The organism is Pseudomonas sp. GW821-FHT04C07 (assembly GCF_059420325.1).
This window is the reverse complement of record NZ_JBWKTM010000016.1, coordinates 17,275-31,347: the sequence shown is the minus strand read 5'-3', so window position 1 is coordinate 31,347 and position 14,073 is coordinate 17,275. Positions and strand designations below refer to the sequence as shown.

The 14,073-nt window shown below is 54.4% G+C and carries 24 protein-coding genes; all 24 read right to left on the bottom strand.

The genetic code is table 11. The features are described from left to right. Positions 1-25: 25 nt before the first annotated feature. Positions 26-1,354, bottom strand: a complete 1,329-nt coding sequence (gene secY, locus AC07UI_RS24825) for a preprotein translocase subunit SecY (RefSeq protein ID WP_494994971.1) — start codon at positions 1,352-1,354, stop codon at positions 26-28. Further along, positions 1,355-1,789, bottom strand: coding sequence for a 50S ribosomal protein L15 (gene rplO, locus AC07UI_RS24820; protein ID WP_002555470.1), 435 nt, complete (start codon positions 1,787-1,789; stop codon positions 1,355-1,357). A 3-nt stretch (positions 1,790-1,792) separates the two neighbouring features. Next, a complete protein-coding gene (gene rpmD, locus AC07UI_RS24815) occupies positions 1,793-1,969 on the bottom strand; it encodes a 50S ribosomal protein L30 (RefSeq protein ID WP_003186033.1) in 177 nt (58 codons plus the stop codon). A 2-nt stretch (positions 1,970-1,971) separates the two neighbouring features. Then, positions 1,972-2,472 carry a 30S ribosomal protein S5 gene (gene rpsE, locus AC07UI_RS24810; protein WP_003186035.1) on the bottom strand — a complete coding sequence of 167 codons (501 nt, stop codon included), beginning with the start codon at positions 2,470-2,472 and terminating at the stop codon, positions 1,972-1,974. A gap of 3 nt (positions 2,473-2,475) precedes the next feature. Then, positions 2,476-2,826: a 50S ribosomal protein L18 gene (rplR, locus tag AC07UI_RS24805; protein ID WP_003186037.1), complete on the bottom strand. Its 351-nt coding sequence runs from the start codon at positions 2,824-2,826 to the stop codon at positions 2,476-2,478. 10 nt (positions 2,827-2,836) lie between these two features. Next, positions 2,837-3,370: a 50S ribosomal protein L6 gene (rplF, locus tag AC07UI_RS24800; RefSeq protein WP_007896774.1), complete on the bottom strand. Its 534-nt coding sequence runs from the start codon at positions 3,368-3,370 to the stop codon at positions 2,837-2,839. 12 nt (positions 3,371-3,382) lie between these two features. Further along, on the bottom strand, positions 3,383-3,775 hold the full coding sequence (gene rpsH / locus AC07UI_RS24795; protein WP_017848802.1) for a 30S ribosomal protein S8: 393 nt from the start codon (positions 3,773-3,775) through the stop codon (positions 3,383-3,385). Between the two features lie 209 nt (positions 3,776-3,984). After that, complete coding sequence (gene rpsN, locus AC07UI_RS24790) at positions 3,985-4,290, bottom strand: 30S ribosomal protein S14 (RefSeq protein WP_003176414.1); 306 nt, start codon at positions 4,288-4,290, stop codon at positions 3,985-3,987. A gap of 13 nt (positions 4,291-4,303) precedes the next feature. Further along, complete coding sequence (gene rplE, locus AC07UI_RS24785) at positions 4,304-4,843, bottom strand: 50S ribosomal protein L5 (RefSeq protein ID WP_003210069.1); 540 nt, start codon at positions 4,841-4,843, stop codon at positions 4,304-4,306. A 20-nt stretch (positions 4,844-4,863) separates the two neighbouring features. Beyond that, complete coding sequence (gene rplX, locus AC07UI_RS24780) at positions 4,864-5,178, bottom strand: 50S ribosomal protein L24 (RefSeq protein ID WP_007896770.1); 315 nt, start codon at positions 5,176-5,178, stop codon at positions 4,864-4,866. A gap of 11 nt (positions 5,179-5,189) precedes the next feature. Further along, positions 5,190-5,558, bottom strand: coding sequence for a 50S ribosomal protein L14 (rplN, locus tag AC07UI_RS24775; RefSeq protein ID WP_002555479.1), 369 nt, complete (start codon positions 5,556-5,558; stop codon positions 5,190-5,192). Between the two features lie 23 nt (positions 5,559-5,581). Continuing rightward, positions 5,582-5,848: a 30S ribosomal protein S17 gene (rpsQ, locus tag AC07UI_RS24770; RefSeq protein WP_096514759.1), complete on the bottom strand. Its 267-nt coding sequence runs from the start codon at positions 5,846-5,848 to the stop codon at positions 5,582-5,584. Positions 5,849-5,850: 2 nt separating this feature from the next. Beyond that, a complete protein-coding gene (gene rpmC, locus AC07UI_RS24765) occupies positions 5,851-6,042 on the bottom strand; it encodes a 50S ribosomal protein L29 (RefSeq protein WP_002555481.1) in 192 nt (63 codons plus the stop codon). Further along, complete coding sequence (gene rplP, locus AC07UI_RS24760; protein WP_095080428.1) at positions 6,042-6,455, bottom strand: 50S ribosomal protein L16; 414 nt, start codon at positions 6,453-6,455, stop codon at positions 6,042-6,044. The genes rpmC and rplP overlap by 1 nt, the downstream gene beginning before the upstream one ends. A 12-nt stretch (positions 6,456-6,467) precedes the next feature. Continuing rightward, on the bottom strand, positions 6,468-7,154 hold the full coding sequence (rpsC, locus tag AC07UI_RS24755; RefSeq protein WP_003176422.1) for a 30S ribosomal protein S3: 687 nt from the start codon (positions 7,152-7,154) through the stop codon (positions 6,468-6,470). Positions 7,155-7,167: 13 nt separating this feature from the next. Continuing rightward, a complete protein-coding gene (gene rplV / locus AC07UI_RS24750) occupies positions 7,168-7,500 on the bottom strand; it encodes a 50S ribosomal protein L22 (protein ID WP_419116571.1) in 333 nt (110 codons plus the stop codon). Positions 7,501-7,513: 13 nt separating this feature from the next. After that, a complete protein-coding gene (rpsS, locus tag AC07UI_RS24745; RefSeq protein WP_002555486.1) occupies positions 7,514-7,789 on the bottom strand; it encodes a 30S ribosomal protein S19 in 276 nt (91 codons plus the stop codon). A 16-nt stretch (positions 7,790-7,805) separates the two neighbouring features. Beyond that, complete coding sequence (rplB, locus tag AC07UI_RS24740) at positions 7,806-8,630, bottom strand: 50S ribosomal protein L2 (RefSeq protein WP_003186055.1); 825 nt, start codon at positions 8,628-8,630, stop codon at positions 7,806-7,808. A 14-nt stretch (positions 8,631-8,644) separates the two neighbouring features. Further along, positions 8,645-8,944 carry a 50S ribosomal protein L23 gene (gene rplW, locus AC07UI_RS24735; protein WP_002555488.1) on the bottom strand — a complete coding sequence of 100 codons (300 nt, stop codon included), beginning with the start codon at positions 8,942-8,944 and terminating at the stop codon, positions 8,645-8,647. Beyond that, positions 8,941-9,543 (bottom strand): 50S ribosomal protein L4, encoded by a 603-nt coding sequence (gene rplD, locus AC07UI_RS24730; RefSeq protein WP_494994970.1) that lies wholly within the window; start codon positions 9,541-9,543, stop codon positions 8,941-8,943. The genes rplW and rplD overlap by 4 nt, the downstream gene beginning before the upstream one ends. A 12-nt stretch (positions 9,544-9,555) precedes the next feature. After that, entirely contained in the window at positions 9,556-10,191 is a 636-nt protein-coding gene (gene rplC, locus AC07UI_RS24725; protein ID WP_003186059.1) for a 50S ribosomal protein L3, read from the bottom strand. A gap of 80 nt (positions 10,192-10,271) precedes the next feature. After that, positions 10,272-10,583: a 30S ribosomal protein S10 gene (gene rpsJ / locus AC07UI_RS24720; RefSeq protein WP_003186070.1), complete on the bottom strand. Its 312-nt coding sequence runs from the start codon at positions 10,581-10,583 to the stop codon at positions 10,272-10,274. Between the two features lie 142 nt (positions 10,584-10,725). After that, a complete protein-coding gene (tuf, locus tag AC07UI_RS24715; RefSeq protein WP_494994969.1) occupies positions 10,726-11,919 on the bottom strand; it encodes an elongation factor Tu in 1,194 nt (397 codons plus the stop codon). A gap of 30 nt (positions 11,920-11,949) precedes the next feature. After that, entirely contained in the window at positions 11,950-14,052 is a 2,103-nt protein-coding gene (fusA, locus tag AC07UI_RS24710; RefSeq protein WP_494994968.1) for an elongation factor G, read from the bottom strand. Between the last annotated feature and the right edge of the window lie 21 nt (positions 14,053-14,073).

The window sequence follows — 14,073 nt, the reverse complement described above, 5'->3', positions numbered from 1 at the left end:
CCAACTCCTCGAACCTTATGGGTACTCAGCGCAACATGCCGCTGCCGTAACCCTTCAGGTTGGCTTTCTTCATCAGGGATTCGTACTGGTGCGAAACGAGGTGCGATTGTACTTGGGACATAAAGTCCATAACAACCACGACCACGATCAGCAACGAGGTCCCGCCAAGGTAGAACGGAACGTTTGCTGCAACCACCAGGAACTGGGGCAACAGGCACACGGCCGTCATATATAGAGCACCGAACATGGTCAAGCGGGTCAGAACGCCATCAATATAGCGTGCAGACTGCTCACCTGGACGGATACCCGGAATAAAGGCACCGGACTTCTTCAGGTTTTCCGCTACGTCTTTCGGATTGAACATCAACGCCGTATAGAAGAAGCAGAAGAAAATAATCCCTGCACTAAACAGCAGAATATTCAACGGCTGACCAGGAGCGATCGACTGCGAGATGTCCTGCAACCAGCCCATACCTTCAGACTGACCGAACCAGGCACCCAACGAAGCCGGGAACAGCAAAATGCTGCTCGCGAAAATAGCAGGAATAACACCGGCCATATTCACTTTCAGCGGCAAGTGGCTAGTCTGCGCAGCAAACACCTTACGGCCCTGCTGACGCTTGGCGTAATGAACGGCGATACGCCGCTGACCACGCTCAATGAACACCACGAAACCGATAATCGCTACTGCCAGCAAACCGATGGCAACCAGGGCGAAGATATTGATATCACCCTGACGCGCAGACTCGAAAGACTGCCCGATCGCTCTCGGAAGACCGGCGACGATACCCGAAAAAATCAACATCGAGATACCGTTACCAACACCACGCTCAGTAATCTGCTCACCCAGCCACATCATGAACATCGCACCAGCCACAAACGTGGATACCGCGACGAAATGGAAGCCAAAGTCACCAGTGAACGCAACGCCCTGCCCCGCCAGCCCAACGGACATGCCGATAGCCTGAACAAGAGCAAGGGCGACGGTGCCATAGCGGGTGTATTGACTGATCTTACGACGACCAGCCTCACCTTCCTTCTTCAACTGCTCCAGCTGCGGGCTGACGGCGGTCATCAATTGCATGATGATCGATGCCGAAATGTACGGCATGATCCCCAGTGCAAAGATGCTCATCCGTTCCAGCGCGCCGCCGGAAAACATGTTGAACAAGCTAAGAATGGTCCCCTCATTCTGTCGAAACAGGTCCGCCAGCCGGTCCGGGTTGATACCTGGAACTGGGATGTGTGCGCCTATCCGGTAGACGATAATCGCCAGGAATAGAAAACGCAGTCGAGCCCAGAGCTCGGATAACCCGCCTTTGCTGAGCGCTGAGAGAGCACCTTGCTTAGCCATTTATTCCTCGAACTTGCCGCCAGCTGCTTCGATAGCCGCACGCGCACCTTTGGTGGCGGCGATACCCTTGATGGTGACTGCGCGAGTAACTTCACCGGACAGCATGATTTTCACACGCTGTACGTTTTGGTTAATCACGTTGGCATCCTTCAGGGACTGCACGGTGACGATATCGCCTTCCACTTTAGCCAGTTCGGACAGACGCACTTCTGCGCGATCCATGGCCTTCAGGGAAACGAAACCGAACTTCGGCAGACGACGATGCAGCGGCTGTTGACCGCCTTCAAAGCCTGGAGCAATGGTGCCACCGGAGCGGGAGGACTGACCTTTGTGACCACGGCCACCAGTCTTACCCAAACCACTACCGATACCACGGCCCGGACGATGCTTCTCGCGACGGGAACCCGGCGCAGGACTCAGATCATTGAGTTTCATCGATTAACCCTCGACTCGCAGCATGTAGTAAGCCTTGTTGATCATCCCGCGATTCTCGGGAGTATCAAGTACTTCTACAGTGTGACCGATGCGACGCAGACCCAGACCCTTAACGCACAATTTGTGGTTAGGGATACGGCCGGTCATGCTTTTGATCAGCGTTACTTTAACGGTAGCCATGATCAGAAGATCTCCTTGACGCTTTTGCCACGCTTGGCGGCAATGGACTCAGGAGACTGCATTGCTTTCAAACCCTTGAAAGTGGCGTGAACCACGTTTACCGGGTTAGTCGAGCCGTAGCACTTGGCCAGAACGTTCTGAACGCCAGCAACCTCGAGGACAGCACGCATAGCGCCGCCAGCGATGATACCGGTACCTTCAGAAGCAGGCTGCATGTACACCTTGGAAGCGCCATGGGCGGATTTCATTGCGTACTGCAAAGTGGTGCCGTTAAGGTCCACTTGAATCATGTTGCGACGAGCAGCTTCCATTGCTTTCTGGATCGCAGCAGGCACTTCACGTGACTTGCCACGGCCGAAGCCAACGCGACCTTTACCATCACCAACCACGGTCAACGCGGTGAAAGTGAAGATACGGCCGCCTTTAACGGTTTTGGCTACGCGGTTAACTTGAACCAGCTTCTCGATGTAGCCTTCGTCGCGCTTTTGGTCGTTATTTGACATAACTTAGAACTCCAGCCCAGCTTCACGAGCAGCATCAGCCAGCGCCTTGACGCGGCCGTGGTACTTGAAGCCAGAGCGGTCGAAAGCCACCTGCGAGACGCCGGCGGCTTTAGCACGCGTAGCGACCAGCTGGCCAACCTTAGTGGCCGCGTCGATGTTGCCAGTGGCACCATCACGCAGTTCTTTGTCCAAAGTCGAGGCGCTTGCCAGGACTTTGTTGCCGTCGGCCGAAATGACCTGGGCGTAGATGTGCTGCGAAGAGCGGAACACGCAGAGACGCACGACTTCGAGTTCGTGCATTTTCAGGCGTGCTTTGCGAGCGCGACGCAGTCGAGTAACTTTTTTGTCGGTCATTTGCTATGCCCTACTTCTTCTTGGCTTCTTTACGACGGACGACTTCGTCCGCGTAGCGCACACCTTTACCTTTGTAAGGCTCTGGTGGACGGAAGTCGCGGATCTCGGCGGCCACTTGACCTACCAGCTGCTTATCGATACCCCGGATCAGGATATCGGTCTGGCTAGGAGTCTCAGCGGTGATGCCTTCCGGCAGTTCGTAATCCACTGGGTGCGAGAAGCCGAGAGCCAGGTTCAGCACTGTGCCTTTTGCTTGCGCTTTGTAACCAACACCGACCAGCTGGAGCTTGCGCTCGAAGCCTTGGCTTACGCCCTGGACCATGTTGTTTACCAACGCACGAGTGGTACCGGCCATTGCGCGAGTCTGTTGATCGCCATTGCGAGCAGCAAAACGCAGCTCACCGGCTTCTTCAACGATCTCAACGGACGAATGGATGTTCAGTTCGAGAGTACCCTTGGCACCCTTCACCGAAAGCTGTTGGCCTGCGAATTTTACTTCGACACCAGCTGGCAGCTTAACGGGGTTCTTAGCGACGCGAGACATGCTTATCCCCCCTTAGAACACAGTGCAAAGAACTTCGCCGCCGACACCGGCAGCGCGCGCAGCACGATCCGTCATCACACCTTTGTTGGTGGAGACGATAGACACACCGAGACCGCCACGAACTTTTGGCAGATCCTCGACGGACTTGTACTGACGCAGGCCTGGACGGCTAACGCGCTTCACTTCCTCGATGACCGGACGGCCTTCGAAGTACTTCAGCTCGATGGACAGCAGTGGTTTGATTTCGCTGCTGATCTGATAACCCGCGATGTAACCTTCGTCCTTCAGGACTTTTGCTACAGCTACCTTCAACGTGGAAGATGGCATGCTTACGACGGACTTTTCAGCCATCTGGGCATTACGGATTCGAGTTAGCATGTCCGCTAACGGGTCCTGCATACTCATGGGCTAGACGCTCCTGATACAAAAAAAATAAGCCTTGCGGCTACAACCTTCGCCGAAAAACTCCGCACACAAAAGGCACGGGCTCAGGCGAGCCGGTCATTCTAGACACACCCCAGAAATGAATCAAGCCCCAAAAGGGGCTTGATTCAGATTCAAGGCCACCGACGGTCAGGATCTTGCGATCCCGAACATCGAGACTTTGACAGTACTTACCAGCTGGCTTTAACCAGACCCGGTACGTCGCCACGCATTGCTGCTTCACGCAACTTGTTACGGCCGAGGCCGAACTTGCGGTAAACGCCGTGCGGACGACCGGTCAGGCGGCAGCGGTTACGCATGCGCGAAGCGCTTGCGTCACGTGGCTGCTTCTGCAGAGCTACGGTAGCTTCCCAACGCGCTTCTGGACTTGCGTTCAGATCAACGATGATAGCTTTAAGCGCTGCACGCTTTTTGGCGTACTTGGCAACCGTGAGCTGACGCTTCAGCTCGCGGTTTTTCATGCTCATCTTGGCCATTTTCCTACTCCAATCAGTTGCGGAACGGGAATTTGAAAGCGCGCAGCAGAGCGCGACCTTCATCATCGTTCTTGGCAGTGGTGGTCAGGGTAATGTCCAGACCGCGGAGAGCATCGATCTTGTCGTAGTCGATTTCCGGGAAGATGATCTGCTCTTTAACGCCCATGCTGTAGTTACCACGACCATCGAAGGACTTGGCATTCAGGCCGCGGAAGTCGCGAACCCGAGGCAGGGAGATCGACAGCAGACGATCCAGGAACTCGTACATACGCTCACGGCGCAGAGTCACTTTGACGCCGATCGGCCAACCTTCACGGACTTTAAAGCCAGCGATGGATTTCCGAGCGTAAGTCACAACGACTTTTTGACCGGTGATCTTTTCCAGGTCAGCAACAGCGTGCTCGATGACTTTTTTGTCGCCGATCGCTTCGCCCAGACCCATGTTCAGGGTGATTTTGGTAACGCGCGGAACTTCCATCACGTTCGAAAGCTTAAGTTCTTCCTTAAGTTTCGGTGCGATTTCCTTCCGGTAAATCTCTTTTAGTCGTGCCATGGTCTTCTACCTAGCAGTGTTCAAGCATCAACCGCTTTTTGGGTCGACTTGAAGACACGAATTTTCTTGCCGTCTTCTACTTTGAAACCAACGCGGTCAGCCTTGTTGGTTTCGCCGTTGAAAATGGCGACGTTGGAAGCGTGCAGTGGCGCTTCTTTCTCGACGATACCGCCTTGTACGCCCGACATCGGGTTAGGCTTGGTATGACGCTTAACCAGGTTCAGACCACCAACAACCAGACGGTCGTCAGCGAGAACCTTAAGCACCTTACCGCGCTTACCTTTGTCTTTGCCGGCGATCACGATGATCTCGTCGTCACGACGAATCTTTTGCATGTCGGATCTCCTTACAGCACTTCTGGGGCGAGCGAGACGATCTTCATGAACTTCTCGGTACGAAGTTCACGGGTCACTGGCCCAAAGATACGGGTGCCGATCGGCTCTTGCTTGTTGTTCAACAGAACAGCAGCGTTGCCATCAAAGCGGATGATGGAGCCGTCAGCACGACGGACACCATGGCGAGTGCGGACTACAACAGCAGTCATCACTTGGCCTTTTTTCACCTTACCGCGAGGAATTGCTTCCTTCACGGTAACTTTGATGATGTCACCGATACCAGCGTAACGACGATGGGAGCCACCCAGCACCTTGATGCACATAACGCGGCGAGCGCCGCTGTTATCGGCCACATCGAGCATGGATTGAGTCTGAATCATATAATTTCTCCGACCCCTAGTCCTTAGACTTCCACAGCGCGTTCGAGAACTTCAACCAATGCCCAAGACTTGGTCTTGGCCAGCGGACGAGTTTCACGAATAGTGACTTTGTCGCCGATGTGGCACTGATTGGTTTCGTCGTGCGCGTGCAGCTTAGTCGAACGCTTAACGTATTTACCGTAGATCGGGTGCTTAACGCGACGCTCGATCAGAACGGTGATGGTCTTGTCCATCTTGTCGCTGACAACACGGCCAGTCAGCGTACGGACGGTTTTTTCGGCTTCAGCCATGATTACTTACCTGCCTGCTGGTTGAGCACAGTCTTCACGCGAGCGATGTCACGCTTAACTTGCGAGAGCAGGTGAGACTGCCCCAACTGGCCAGTTGCTTTCTGCATACGCAGATTGAACTGGTCGCGCAGCAGGCCGAGCAGTTGCTCGTTCAGCTGCTGTGCTGATTTTTCACGAAGTTCATTCGCTTTCATCACATCACCGTCCGTTTAACAAAGGAGGTGGCGAGCGGCAGCTTTGCAGCAGCCAGGGCGAAAGCCTCACGCGCCAGCTCTTCAGTAACACCCTCGATTTCATACAGGACTTTGCCTGGCTGAATCTGGGCAACCCAATATTCCACGTTACCCTTACCTTTACCCATCCGAACTTCGAGTGGCTTTTTGGTAACAGGCTTGTCCGGGAATACACGGATCCAGATCTTGCCGCCACGTTTTACGTGACGGGTCAGAGCACGACGCGCTGACTCGATCTGACGAGCGGTGAGACGACCACGAGCAACAGACTTCAGCGCATATTCGCCGAAGCTGACTTTGCTACCGCGCTGAGCCAAGCCACGGTTGTGGCCTGTCATCTGCTTGCGGAACTTCGTACGCTTTGGTTGCAACATTTGGCGTACCCCTTACTTAGCAGCTTTTTTACGAGGCGCTGGTGCTTGTGGTTTCAGCTCTTCTTGGCGACCACCAATTACTTCGCCTTTGAAGATCCAAACCTTTACACCGATCACACCATAAGTGGTGTGAGCTTCGTAGTTGGCATAGTCGATGTCGGCACGCAGGGTGTGCAGTGGCACACGACCTTCGCGATACCATTCAGTACGTGCGATTTCAGCACCGCCGAGACGACCGCTCACTTGGATTTTGATGCCTTTGGCACCAATGCGCATGGCGTTCTGTACTGCGCGCTTCATAGCGCGACGGAACATTACGCGACGCTCCAGCTGCTGAGCTACGCTCTGCGCAACCAGCATACCGTCGAGTTCCGGCTTGCGGATCTCTTCGATATTGATGTGCACAGGCACACCCATTTGCTTGGTCAGGTCCTGACGCAGTTTCTCAACATCTTCACCTTTCTTCCCGATAACGATACCTGGACGAGCGGTGTGGATGGTGATACGTGCAGTTTGAGCCGGACGATGGATATCGATACGGCTTACGGACGCGCTTTTTAGTTTGTCTTGGAGATATTCACGCACCTTCAGATCAGCGAACAAATAGTCCGCATAAGTCCGACCGTCTGCGTACCAGACAGAGGTGTGCTCCTTGACGATTCCCAGGCGAATGCCAATGGGATGTACTTTCTGACCCATCTCTTCGACTCCGTTACTTGTCAGCAACCTTGACAGTGATATGGCAAGACCGCTTGACGATGCGATCAGCACGGCCTTTGGCACGCGGCATGATGCGCTTCAGCGAACGCCCTTCGTTGACGAAAACGGTGGCGACTTTAAGGTCGTCAACGTCTGCGCCTTCGTTATGCTCGGCGTTGGCTACGGCCGACTCCAGCACTTTCTTGATGATCTCGGCGGCTTTCTTACTGCTGAAAGCCAACAGGTTGAGCGCTTCGCCCACCTTCTTCCCGCGGATCTGGTCGGCGACCAAGCGGGCTTTCTGGGCGGAGATTCGAGCGCCCGACAACTTAGCGGCTACTTCCATCGTTCCTTACCCCTTAACGCTTGGCTTTCTTGTCTGCCACGTGCCCACGATATGTGCGGGTACCGGCAAACTCGCCTAGTTTGTGGCCGACCATGTCTTCGTTCACGAGAACTGGAACATGCTGACGACCGTTATGCACAGCAATGGTCAAACCGACCATTTGTGGCAGGATCATGGAACGGCGCGACCAGGTCTTAACTGGTTTGCGATCGTTCTTTTCCGCCGCCACTTCGATCTTCTTCAGTAGGTGAAGATCAATAAAAGGACCTTTTTTCAGAGAACGTGGCACTGTCGTATCCCTCTATTTACTTGCGACGACGGACGATCATTTTGTCGGTACGCTTATTACCACGAGTCTTCGCGCCCTTAGTCGGGAAGCCCCATGGCGATACCGGATGACGACCACCAGAGGTACGACCTTCACCACCACCATGTGGGTGGTCAACCGGGTTCATGGCAACACCACGAACGGTTGGGCGAACGCCACGCCAGCGTTTGGCACCAGCTTTACCCAGCGAACGCAGGCTGTGCTCGGAGTTCGAGACTTCGCCAAGCGTTGCACGGCATTCAGCCAATACTTTACGCATTTCACCAGAGCGCAGACGCAGGGTCACGTAGACACCTTCACGAGCGATCAGCTGAGCCGAAGCACCAGCGGAACGAGCGATTTGCGCGCCTTTACCCGGCTTCAATTCGATGCCGTGTACGGTGCTACCAACTGGAATGTTACGCAGTTGCAGAGCGTTGCCCGGCTTGATCGGCGCCAAAGCACCTGCGATCAGCTGGTCGCCAGCGCTCACGCCTTTAGGGGCGATGATGTAGCGACGCTCGCCATCTGCGTACAGCAGCAGAGCGATGTGAGCAGTACGGTTTGGATCGTATTCGATACGCTCGACAGTGGCAGCGATGCCATCTTTGTCGTTGCGACGGAAGTCGACCAGACGATAATGCTGCTTATGACCACCACCAATGTGACGAGTGGTAATACGGCCATTGTTGTTACGACCACCAGACTTCGATTTCTTCTCGAGCAGCGGTGCGTGAGGAGCGCCTTTATGCAGCTCCTGGTTGACCACCTTGACCACAAAACGGCGGCCAGGGGAAGTCGGTTTGCATTTAACGATTGCCATGATGCACCCCTTCCTTACTCAGCACTGCTGCTGAAATCGAGATCTTGGCCTGGCTGAAGGGAGATAACTGCCTTCTTCCAGTCATTACGCTTGCCCAGACCGCGAGCAGTGCGCTTGCTCTTACCCAGAACGTTCAGGGTAGTAACACGCTCTACTTTCACGCTGAACAGGCTTTCGACGGCCTTCTTGATTTCCAGCTTGGTTGCATCAGTAGCAACCTTGAAAACGAACTGGCCTTTCTTGTCTGCCAGAACCGTAGCCTTCTCGGAAACGTGCGGGCCAAGCAGAACTTTAAATACGCGTTCCTGGTTCATCCCAGCAGCTCCTCGAATTTCTTCACGGCCGACACGGTGATCAACACCTTGTCGTATGCGATCAGACTAACTGGATCGGAACCTTGCACGTCACGTACATCAACGTGTGGCAGGTTACGAGCAGCCAGGTACAGGTTCTGATCAACAACTTCAGACACGATCAGGACATCAGTCAGACCCATGCCATTCAGTTTGCTCAGCAGATCTTTGGTTTTCGGCGCTTCAACAGCGAAGTCCTGAACCACGACCAGACGATCAGTACGCACCAGTTCAGCAAGGATGGAGCGCAGAGCAGCGCGATACATCTTCTTGTTGAGCTTCTGGGAGTGATCCTGTGGACGAGCTGCGAAAGTGGTACCACCGCCACGCCAGATTGGGCTACGAATAGTACCGGCACGAGCACGGCCAGTACCTTTCTGACGCCAAGGGCGCTTGCCGCCACCAGAAACGTCGGAACGGGTCTTTTGCTGCTTGCTACCTTGACGGCCGCCAGCCATATAGGCCACGACTGCTTGGTGAACCAGCGTCTCGTTGAAATCGCCGCCAAATGTCAGTTCGGAAACTTCGATCGCTTGAGCGTCATTTACATTTAATTGCATGTCAGCTTCCCCTTAACCGCGAGCCTTGGCCGCTGGACGTACAACCAGGTTGCCGCCAGTAGCGCCAGGAACAGCACCCTTGACCAACAACAGATTGCGTTCAGCGTCGACGCGCACTACTTCGAGGGACTGCACGGTCACGCGCTCAGCGCCCATATGACCGGACATTTTCTTGCCCTTGAATACACGACCAGGAGTCTGGCACTGGCCAATAGAGCCCGGGACGCGGTGGGAAACGGAGTTACCGTGAGTGTTGTCTTGGCCACGGAAATTCCAACGCTTGATCGTACCCTGGAAGCCTTTACCTTTGGACTGACCGGTTACATCAACCAGTTGACCAGCAGCGAAGATTTCAGCGTTGATCAGATCGCCGGCCTGGTACTCGCCTTCTTCAAGACGGAATTCCATTACGGTACGACCAGCTGCAACGTTTGCTTTAGCGAAGTGACCTGCTTGAGCAGCAGTCACACGCGAAGCACGACGCTCGCCGACAGTGACTTGCACTGCACGATAGCCATCGGTTTCTTCAGTTTTGAACTGGGTGACGCGATTCGGCTCGATCTCAATGACCGTGACCGGAATGGAGACACCTTCTTCGGTGAAAATACGGGTCATACCGCATTTACGACCGACTACACCAATAGTCATGTTGTAAACCTCATGAGTGTACGGGGCTTTCACCCGCTATGGCCGCCCATTTCAGAGCGTTACACGACTAAGACCGAGTCTTAGCCGAGGCTGATCTGCACTTCCACACCGGCCGCAAGATCAAGCTTCATAAGTGCATCAACGGTTTTATCCGTTGGCTGGACGATATCCAGTACGCGCTTATGAGTACGGATCTCGTACTGGTCGCGCGCGTCTTTGTTGACGTGCGGGGAGACCAGAACGGTGAACCGCTCTTTACGGGTAGGCAGTGGAATTGGACCACGCACTTGAGCACCAGTACGTTTCGCGGTTTCCACGATTTCCTGGGTGGATTGGTCGATCAGGCGATGGTCAAAAGCCTTCAACCTGATACGGATTTGCTGATTTTGCATTGGATTTCAGACTCCAGGCTGCTATTCCCACCGAGCGCAATACGCCCGTTAAAAGGAGGCGCAATTCTATAGACGGGCCAACATAGTGTCAACCCAATAAAAAAGCCCCCGCTAGGCGGGGGCTTTTTTCAACTCATCGATATTACTCGATGATTTTAGCTACGACGCCAGCGCCGACGGTACGACCGCCTTCACGGATAGCGAAACGCAGGCCATCTTCCATTGCAATGGTCTTGATCAGGGTAACAGTCATTTGAATGTTATCGCCTGGCATTACCATTTCAACGCCTTCCGGCAGCTCGCAGTTACCGGTCACGTCAGTGGTCCGGAAGTAGAACTGTGGACGGTAGCCTTTGAAGAACGGAGTGTGACGACCGCCTTCTTCTTTGCTCAGAACATAAACTTCTGCGGTGAACTTGGTGTGCGGCTTAACCGAACCTGGCTTGACCAGAACCTGACCACGCTCAACGTCGTCACGCTTGGTGCCACGCAGCAGAACACCGCAGTTCTCGCCAGCACGACCTTCGTCGAGCAGCTTGCGGAACATTTCAACACCAGTGCAGGTGGTGGTGGTGGTGTCACGCAGACCAACGATTTCCAGAGCGTCTTGAACGCGAACGATACCGCGCTCGATACGACCAGTCACAACAGTACCACGACCCGAGATCGAGAATACGTCTTCGATTGGCATCAGGAATGGCTTGTCGATAGCACGCTCAGGCTCAGGAATGTAGGAGTCCAGAGTCTCAACCAGCTTACGAACGGCAGTGGTGCCCATTTCGTTATCGTCCAGACCTTCCAGAGCCATACGGGCAGAGCCGATGATGATTGGAGTGTCGTCGCCTGGGAAGTCGTAAGTGCTCAACAGATCGCGCACTTCCATCTCAACCAGTTCCAGCAGCTCAGCGTCGTCTACCAGGTCAGCCTTGTTCAGGAAGACCACGATGTACGGAACACCTACCTGACGGGACAACAGGATGTGCTCACGAGTTTGCGGCATCGGACCATCAGCAGCCGAGCAAACCAGGATCGCGCCGTCCATCTGGGCAGCACCGGTGATCATGTTCTTCACATAGTCAGCGTGACCTGGGCAGTCAACGTGAGCGTAGTGACGAATCTTCGAGTTGTACTCAACGTGAGCGGTGTTGATGGTGATACCGCGAGCTTTCTCTTCTGGTGCGCTGTCGATCTTGTCGAAGTCAACACGAGCCGAACCGAAAACTTCGGAGCAGACGCGAGTCAGAGCAGCAGTCAGAGTGGTTTTACCATGGTCAACGTGACCGATGGTGCCAACGTTGACGTGCGGTAGGGAACGATCAAATTTTTCTTTAGCCACGACAATTAACTCCTTGCCTAAAGGGCTGAATCAGCCTTGTTTTTTAGTGACAGCTTCTGCGACATGCGCCGGAGCCGTATCATATTTTTTGAATTCCATAGAGTAGCTTGCGCGACCCTGAGACATGGAACGGACGTCGGTCGCATAACCGAACATCTCACCCAGCGGAACCTCGGCACGAATCACTTTGCCGGAAACCGTGTCTTCCATACCCAAGATCATGCCGCGACGACGGTTCAGGTCACCCATCACGTCACCCATATAGTCCTCAGGTGTAACAACCTCTACAGCCATGATCGGTTCAAGCAGCTCACCACCACCTTTGGTAGCCAGTTGCTTGGTTGCCATGGAAGCAGCCACCTTGAACGCCATCTCGTTGGAGTCGACGTCGTGGTAAGAACCATCAAAAACGGTAGCCTTCAGGCCGATCAGCGGATAACCGGCAACAACGCCGTTCTTCATCTGCTCTTCGATACCCTTCTGGATAGCCGGGATGTATTCCTTAGGAACCACACCACCCACCACTTCGTTCACGAATTGCAGACCTTCCTGACCTTCATCAGCAGGAGCAAAACGAATCCAGCAATGGCCGAACTGACCACGACCACCGGACTGACGAACGAACTTGCCTTCGATTTCGCAGTTCTTCGTGATGCGCTCACGATAGGAAACCTGCGGCTTACCGATGTTGGCTTCGACGTTGAACTCACGGCGCATCCGGTCAACCAGGATGTCCAGGTGCAACTCGCCCATGCCGGAGATGATCGTTTGACCAGTCTCTTCATCAGTCTTGACGCGGAAAGACGGGTCTTCCTGAGCAAGTTTGCCCAGAGCGATACCCATTTTTTCCTGGTCGTCCTTGGTCTTAGGCTCTACGGCAACCGAAATAACCGGCTCCGGGAAGTCCATGCGAACCAGGATGATTGGCTTGTCAGCGGAGCAGAGGGTGTCACCAGTGGTAACGTCCTTCATGCCGATCAGGGCCGCGATGTCGCCAGCGCGTACTTCCTTGATCTCTTCGCGGGTGTTTGCGTGCATTTGCACCATACGACCCACGCGCTCTTTCTTGCCTTTAACCGAGTTGATCACGCCGTCGCCGGAACTCAACACGCCCGAGTAAACGCGAGCAAAGGTCAAAGTACCCACGAATGGGTCAGTAGCGATCTTGAACGCCAGAGCCGAGAACGGCTCGCTGTCGTCCGCATGACGCTCCATTTCAACAGTCTCGTCATCCGGGTCGGTACCCTTGATGGCAGGAATGTCGACTGGCGCCGGCAGGAAGTCGATAACGGCGTCGAGAACCAGGGGAACACCCTTGTTCTTGAAGGAAGAACCGCAAACAGCCAAGACGATCTCACCAGCGATAGTACGCTGACGCAGAGCAGCCTTGATTTCCTCGATGGTGAGTTCTTCACCTTCGAGATACTTGTTCATCAGCTCTTCGCTGGCTTCGGCAGCAGCCTCAACCATGTTGCTGCGCCACTCTTCAGCCAGTTCCTGCATATCTGCCGGAATAGCCTCGCGACGAGGAGCCATGCCCTTGTCGGCATCATCCCAGTAGACCGCTTCCATATTGATCAGATCAACCTGACCCTGGAAGTTGTCTTCCGAACCAATGGCCAACTGGATTGGCACCGGAGTGTGACCCAGACGCTTTTTGATCTGATCGATCACGCGCAGGAAGTTCGCACCAGCACGGTCCATCTTGTTTACATAAACAAGACGTGGGACGCCGTATTTGTTGGCTTGACGCCATACGGTTTCCGACTGAGGCTCAACACCCGAAGTACCGCAGAACACAACGACCGCGCCATCGAGCACGCGCAACGAGCGCTCCACTTCAATGGTGAAGTCAACGTGGCCCGGGGTATCGATGATGTTGAAGCGATACTTGTCGAACTGTTTGACAGAACCCGACCAGAAGGCCGTGGTTGCAGCGGAGGTGATAGTAATACCACGCTCCTGCTCCTGCACCATCCAGTCCATGGTCGCGGCGCCGTCGTGCACCTCGCCCATCTTGTGGTTTACGCCAGTGTAAAAAAGGACGCGCTCGGTGGTGGTGGTTTTACCAGCATCCACGTGAGCAACGATACCGATGTTACGGTAGCGGTTAATCGGAGTAGTACGAGCCATAAAGCCCTCGCAAAATTAGTG

Bases quoted from the DNA above. Each gene is read 5' to 3' on its own strand.
- rplC (WP_003186059.1), bottom strand. From the start codon at position 10,191: ATGACTATTGGTGTAGTCGGTCGTAAATGCGGTATGACCCGTATTTTC.
- rpmC (WP_002555481.1), bottom strand. From the start codon at position 6,042: ATGAAAGCGAATGAACTTCGTGAAAAATCAGCACAGCAGCTGAACGAG.
- secY (WP_494994971.1), bottom strand. From the start codon at position 1,354: ATGGCTAAGCAAGGTGCTCTCTCAGCGCTCAGCAAAGGCGGGTTATCC.
- rpsE (WP_003186035.1), bottom strand. From the start codon at position 2,472: ATGTCAAATAACGACCAAAAGCGCGACGAAGGCTACATCGAGAAGCTG.
- rpsC (WP_003176422.1), bottom strand. From the start codon at position 7,154: ATGGGTCAGAAAGTACATCCCATTGGCATTCGCCTGGGAATCGTCAAG.
- rplE (WP_003210069.1), bottom strand. From the start codon at position 4,843: ATGGCACGACTAAAAGAGATTTACCGGAAGGAAATCGCACCGAAACTT.
- rplD (WP_494994970.1), bottom strand. From the start codon at position 9,543: ATGCAATTAAATGTAAATGACGCTCAAGCGATCGAAGTTTCCGAACTG.
- rplO (WP_002555470.1), bottom strand. From the start codon at position 1,789: ATGAAACTCAATGATCTGAGTCCTGCGCCGGGTTCCCGTCGCGAGAAG.
- rplV (WP_419116571.1), bottom strand. From the start codon at position 7,500: ATGGAAGTAGCCGCTAAGTTGTCGGGCGCTCGAATCTCCGCCCAGAAA.
- rplR (WP_003186037.1), bottom strand. From the start codon at position 2,826: ATGACCGACAAAAAAGTTACTCGACTGCGTCGCGCTCGCAAAGCACGC.
- rplN (WP_002555479.1), bottom strand. From the start codon at position 5,558: ATGATTCAGACTCAATCCATGCTCGATGTGGCCGATAACAGCGGCGCT.
- rpsH (WP_017848802.1), bottom strand. From the start codon at position 3,775: ATGAGTATGCAGGACCCGTTAGCGGACATGCTAACTCGAATCCGTAAT.
- rpsQ (WP_096514759.1), bottom strand. From the start codon at position 5,848: ATGGCTGAAGCCGAAAAAACCGTCCGTACGCTGACTGGCCGTGTTGTC.
- rplX (WP_007896770.1), bottom strand. From the start codon at position 5,178: ATGCAAAAGATTCGTCGTGACGACGAGATCATCGTGATCGCCGGCAAA.
- rplP (WP_095080428.1), bottom strand. From the start codon at position 6,455: ATGTTGCAACCAAAGCGTACGAAGTTCCGCAAGCAGATGACAGGCCAC.
- rpsN (WP_003176414.1), bottom strand. From the start codon at position 4,290: ATGGCCAAGATGAGCATGAAAAACCGCGAGCTGAAGCGTCAGCTCACG.
- fusA (WP_494994968.1), bottom strand. From the start codon at position 14,052: ATGGCTCGTACTACTCCGATTAACCGCTACCGTAACATCGGTATCGTT.
- rpmD (WP_003186033.1), bottom strand. From the start codon at position 1,969: ATGGCTACCGTTAAAGTAACGCTGATCAAAAGCATGACCGGCCGTATC.
- rplW (WP_002555488.1), bottom strand. From the start codon at position 8,944: ATGAACCAGGAACGCGTATTTAAAGTTCTGCTTGGCCCGCACGTTTCC.
- rpsJ (WP_003186070.1), bottom strand. From the start codon at position 10,583: ATGCAAAATCAGCAAATCCGTATCAGGTTGAAGGCTTTTGACCATCGC.
- rplF (WP_007896774.1), bottom strand. From the start codon at position 3,370: ATGTCTCGCGTCGCTAAGAACCCCGTTAAGCTGCCAGCTGGTGTCGAA.
- rplB (WP_003186055.1), bottom strand. From the start codon at position 8,630: ATGGCAATCGTTAAATGCAAACCGACTTCCCCTGGCCGCCGTTTTGTG.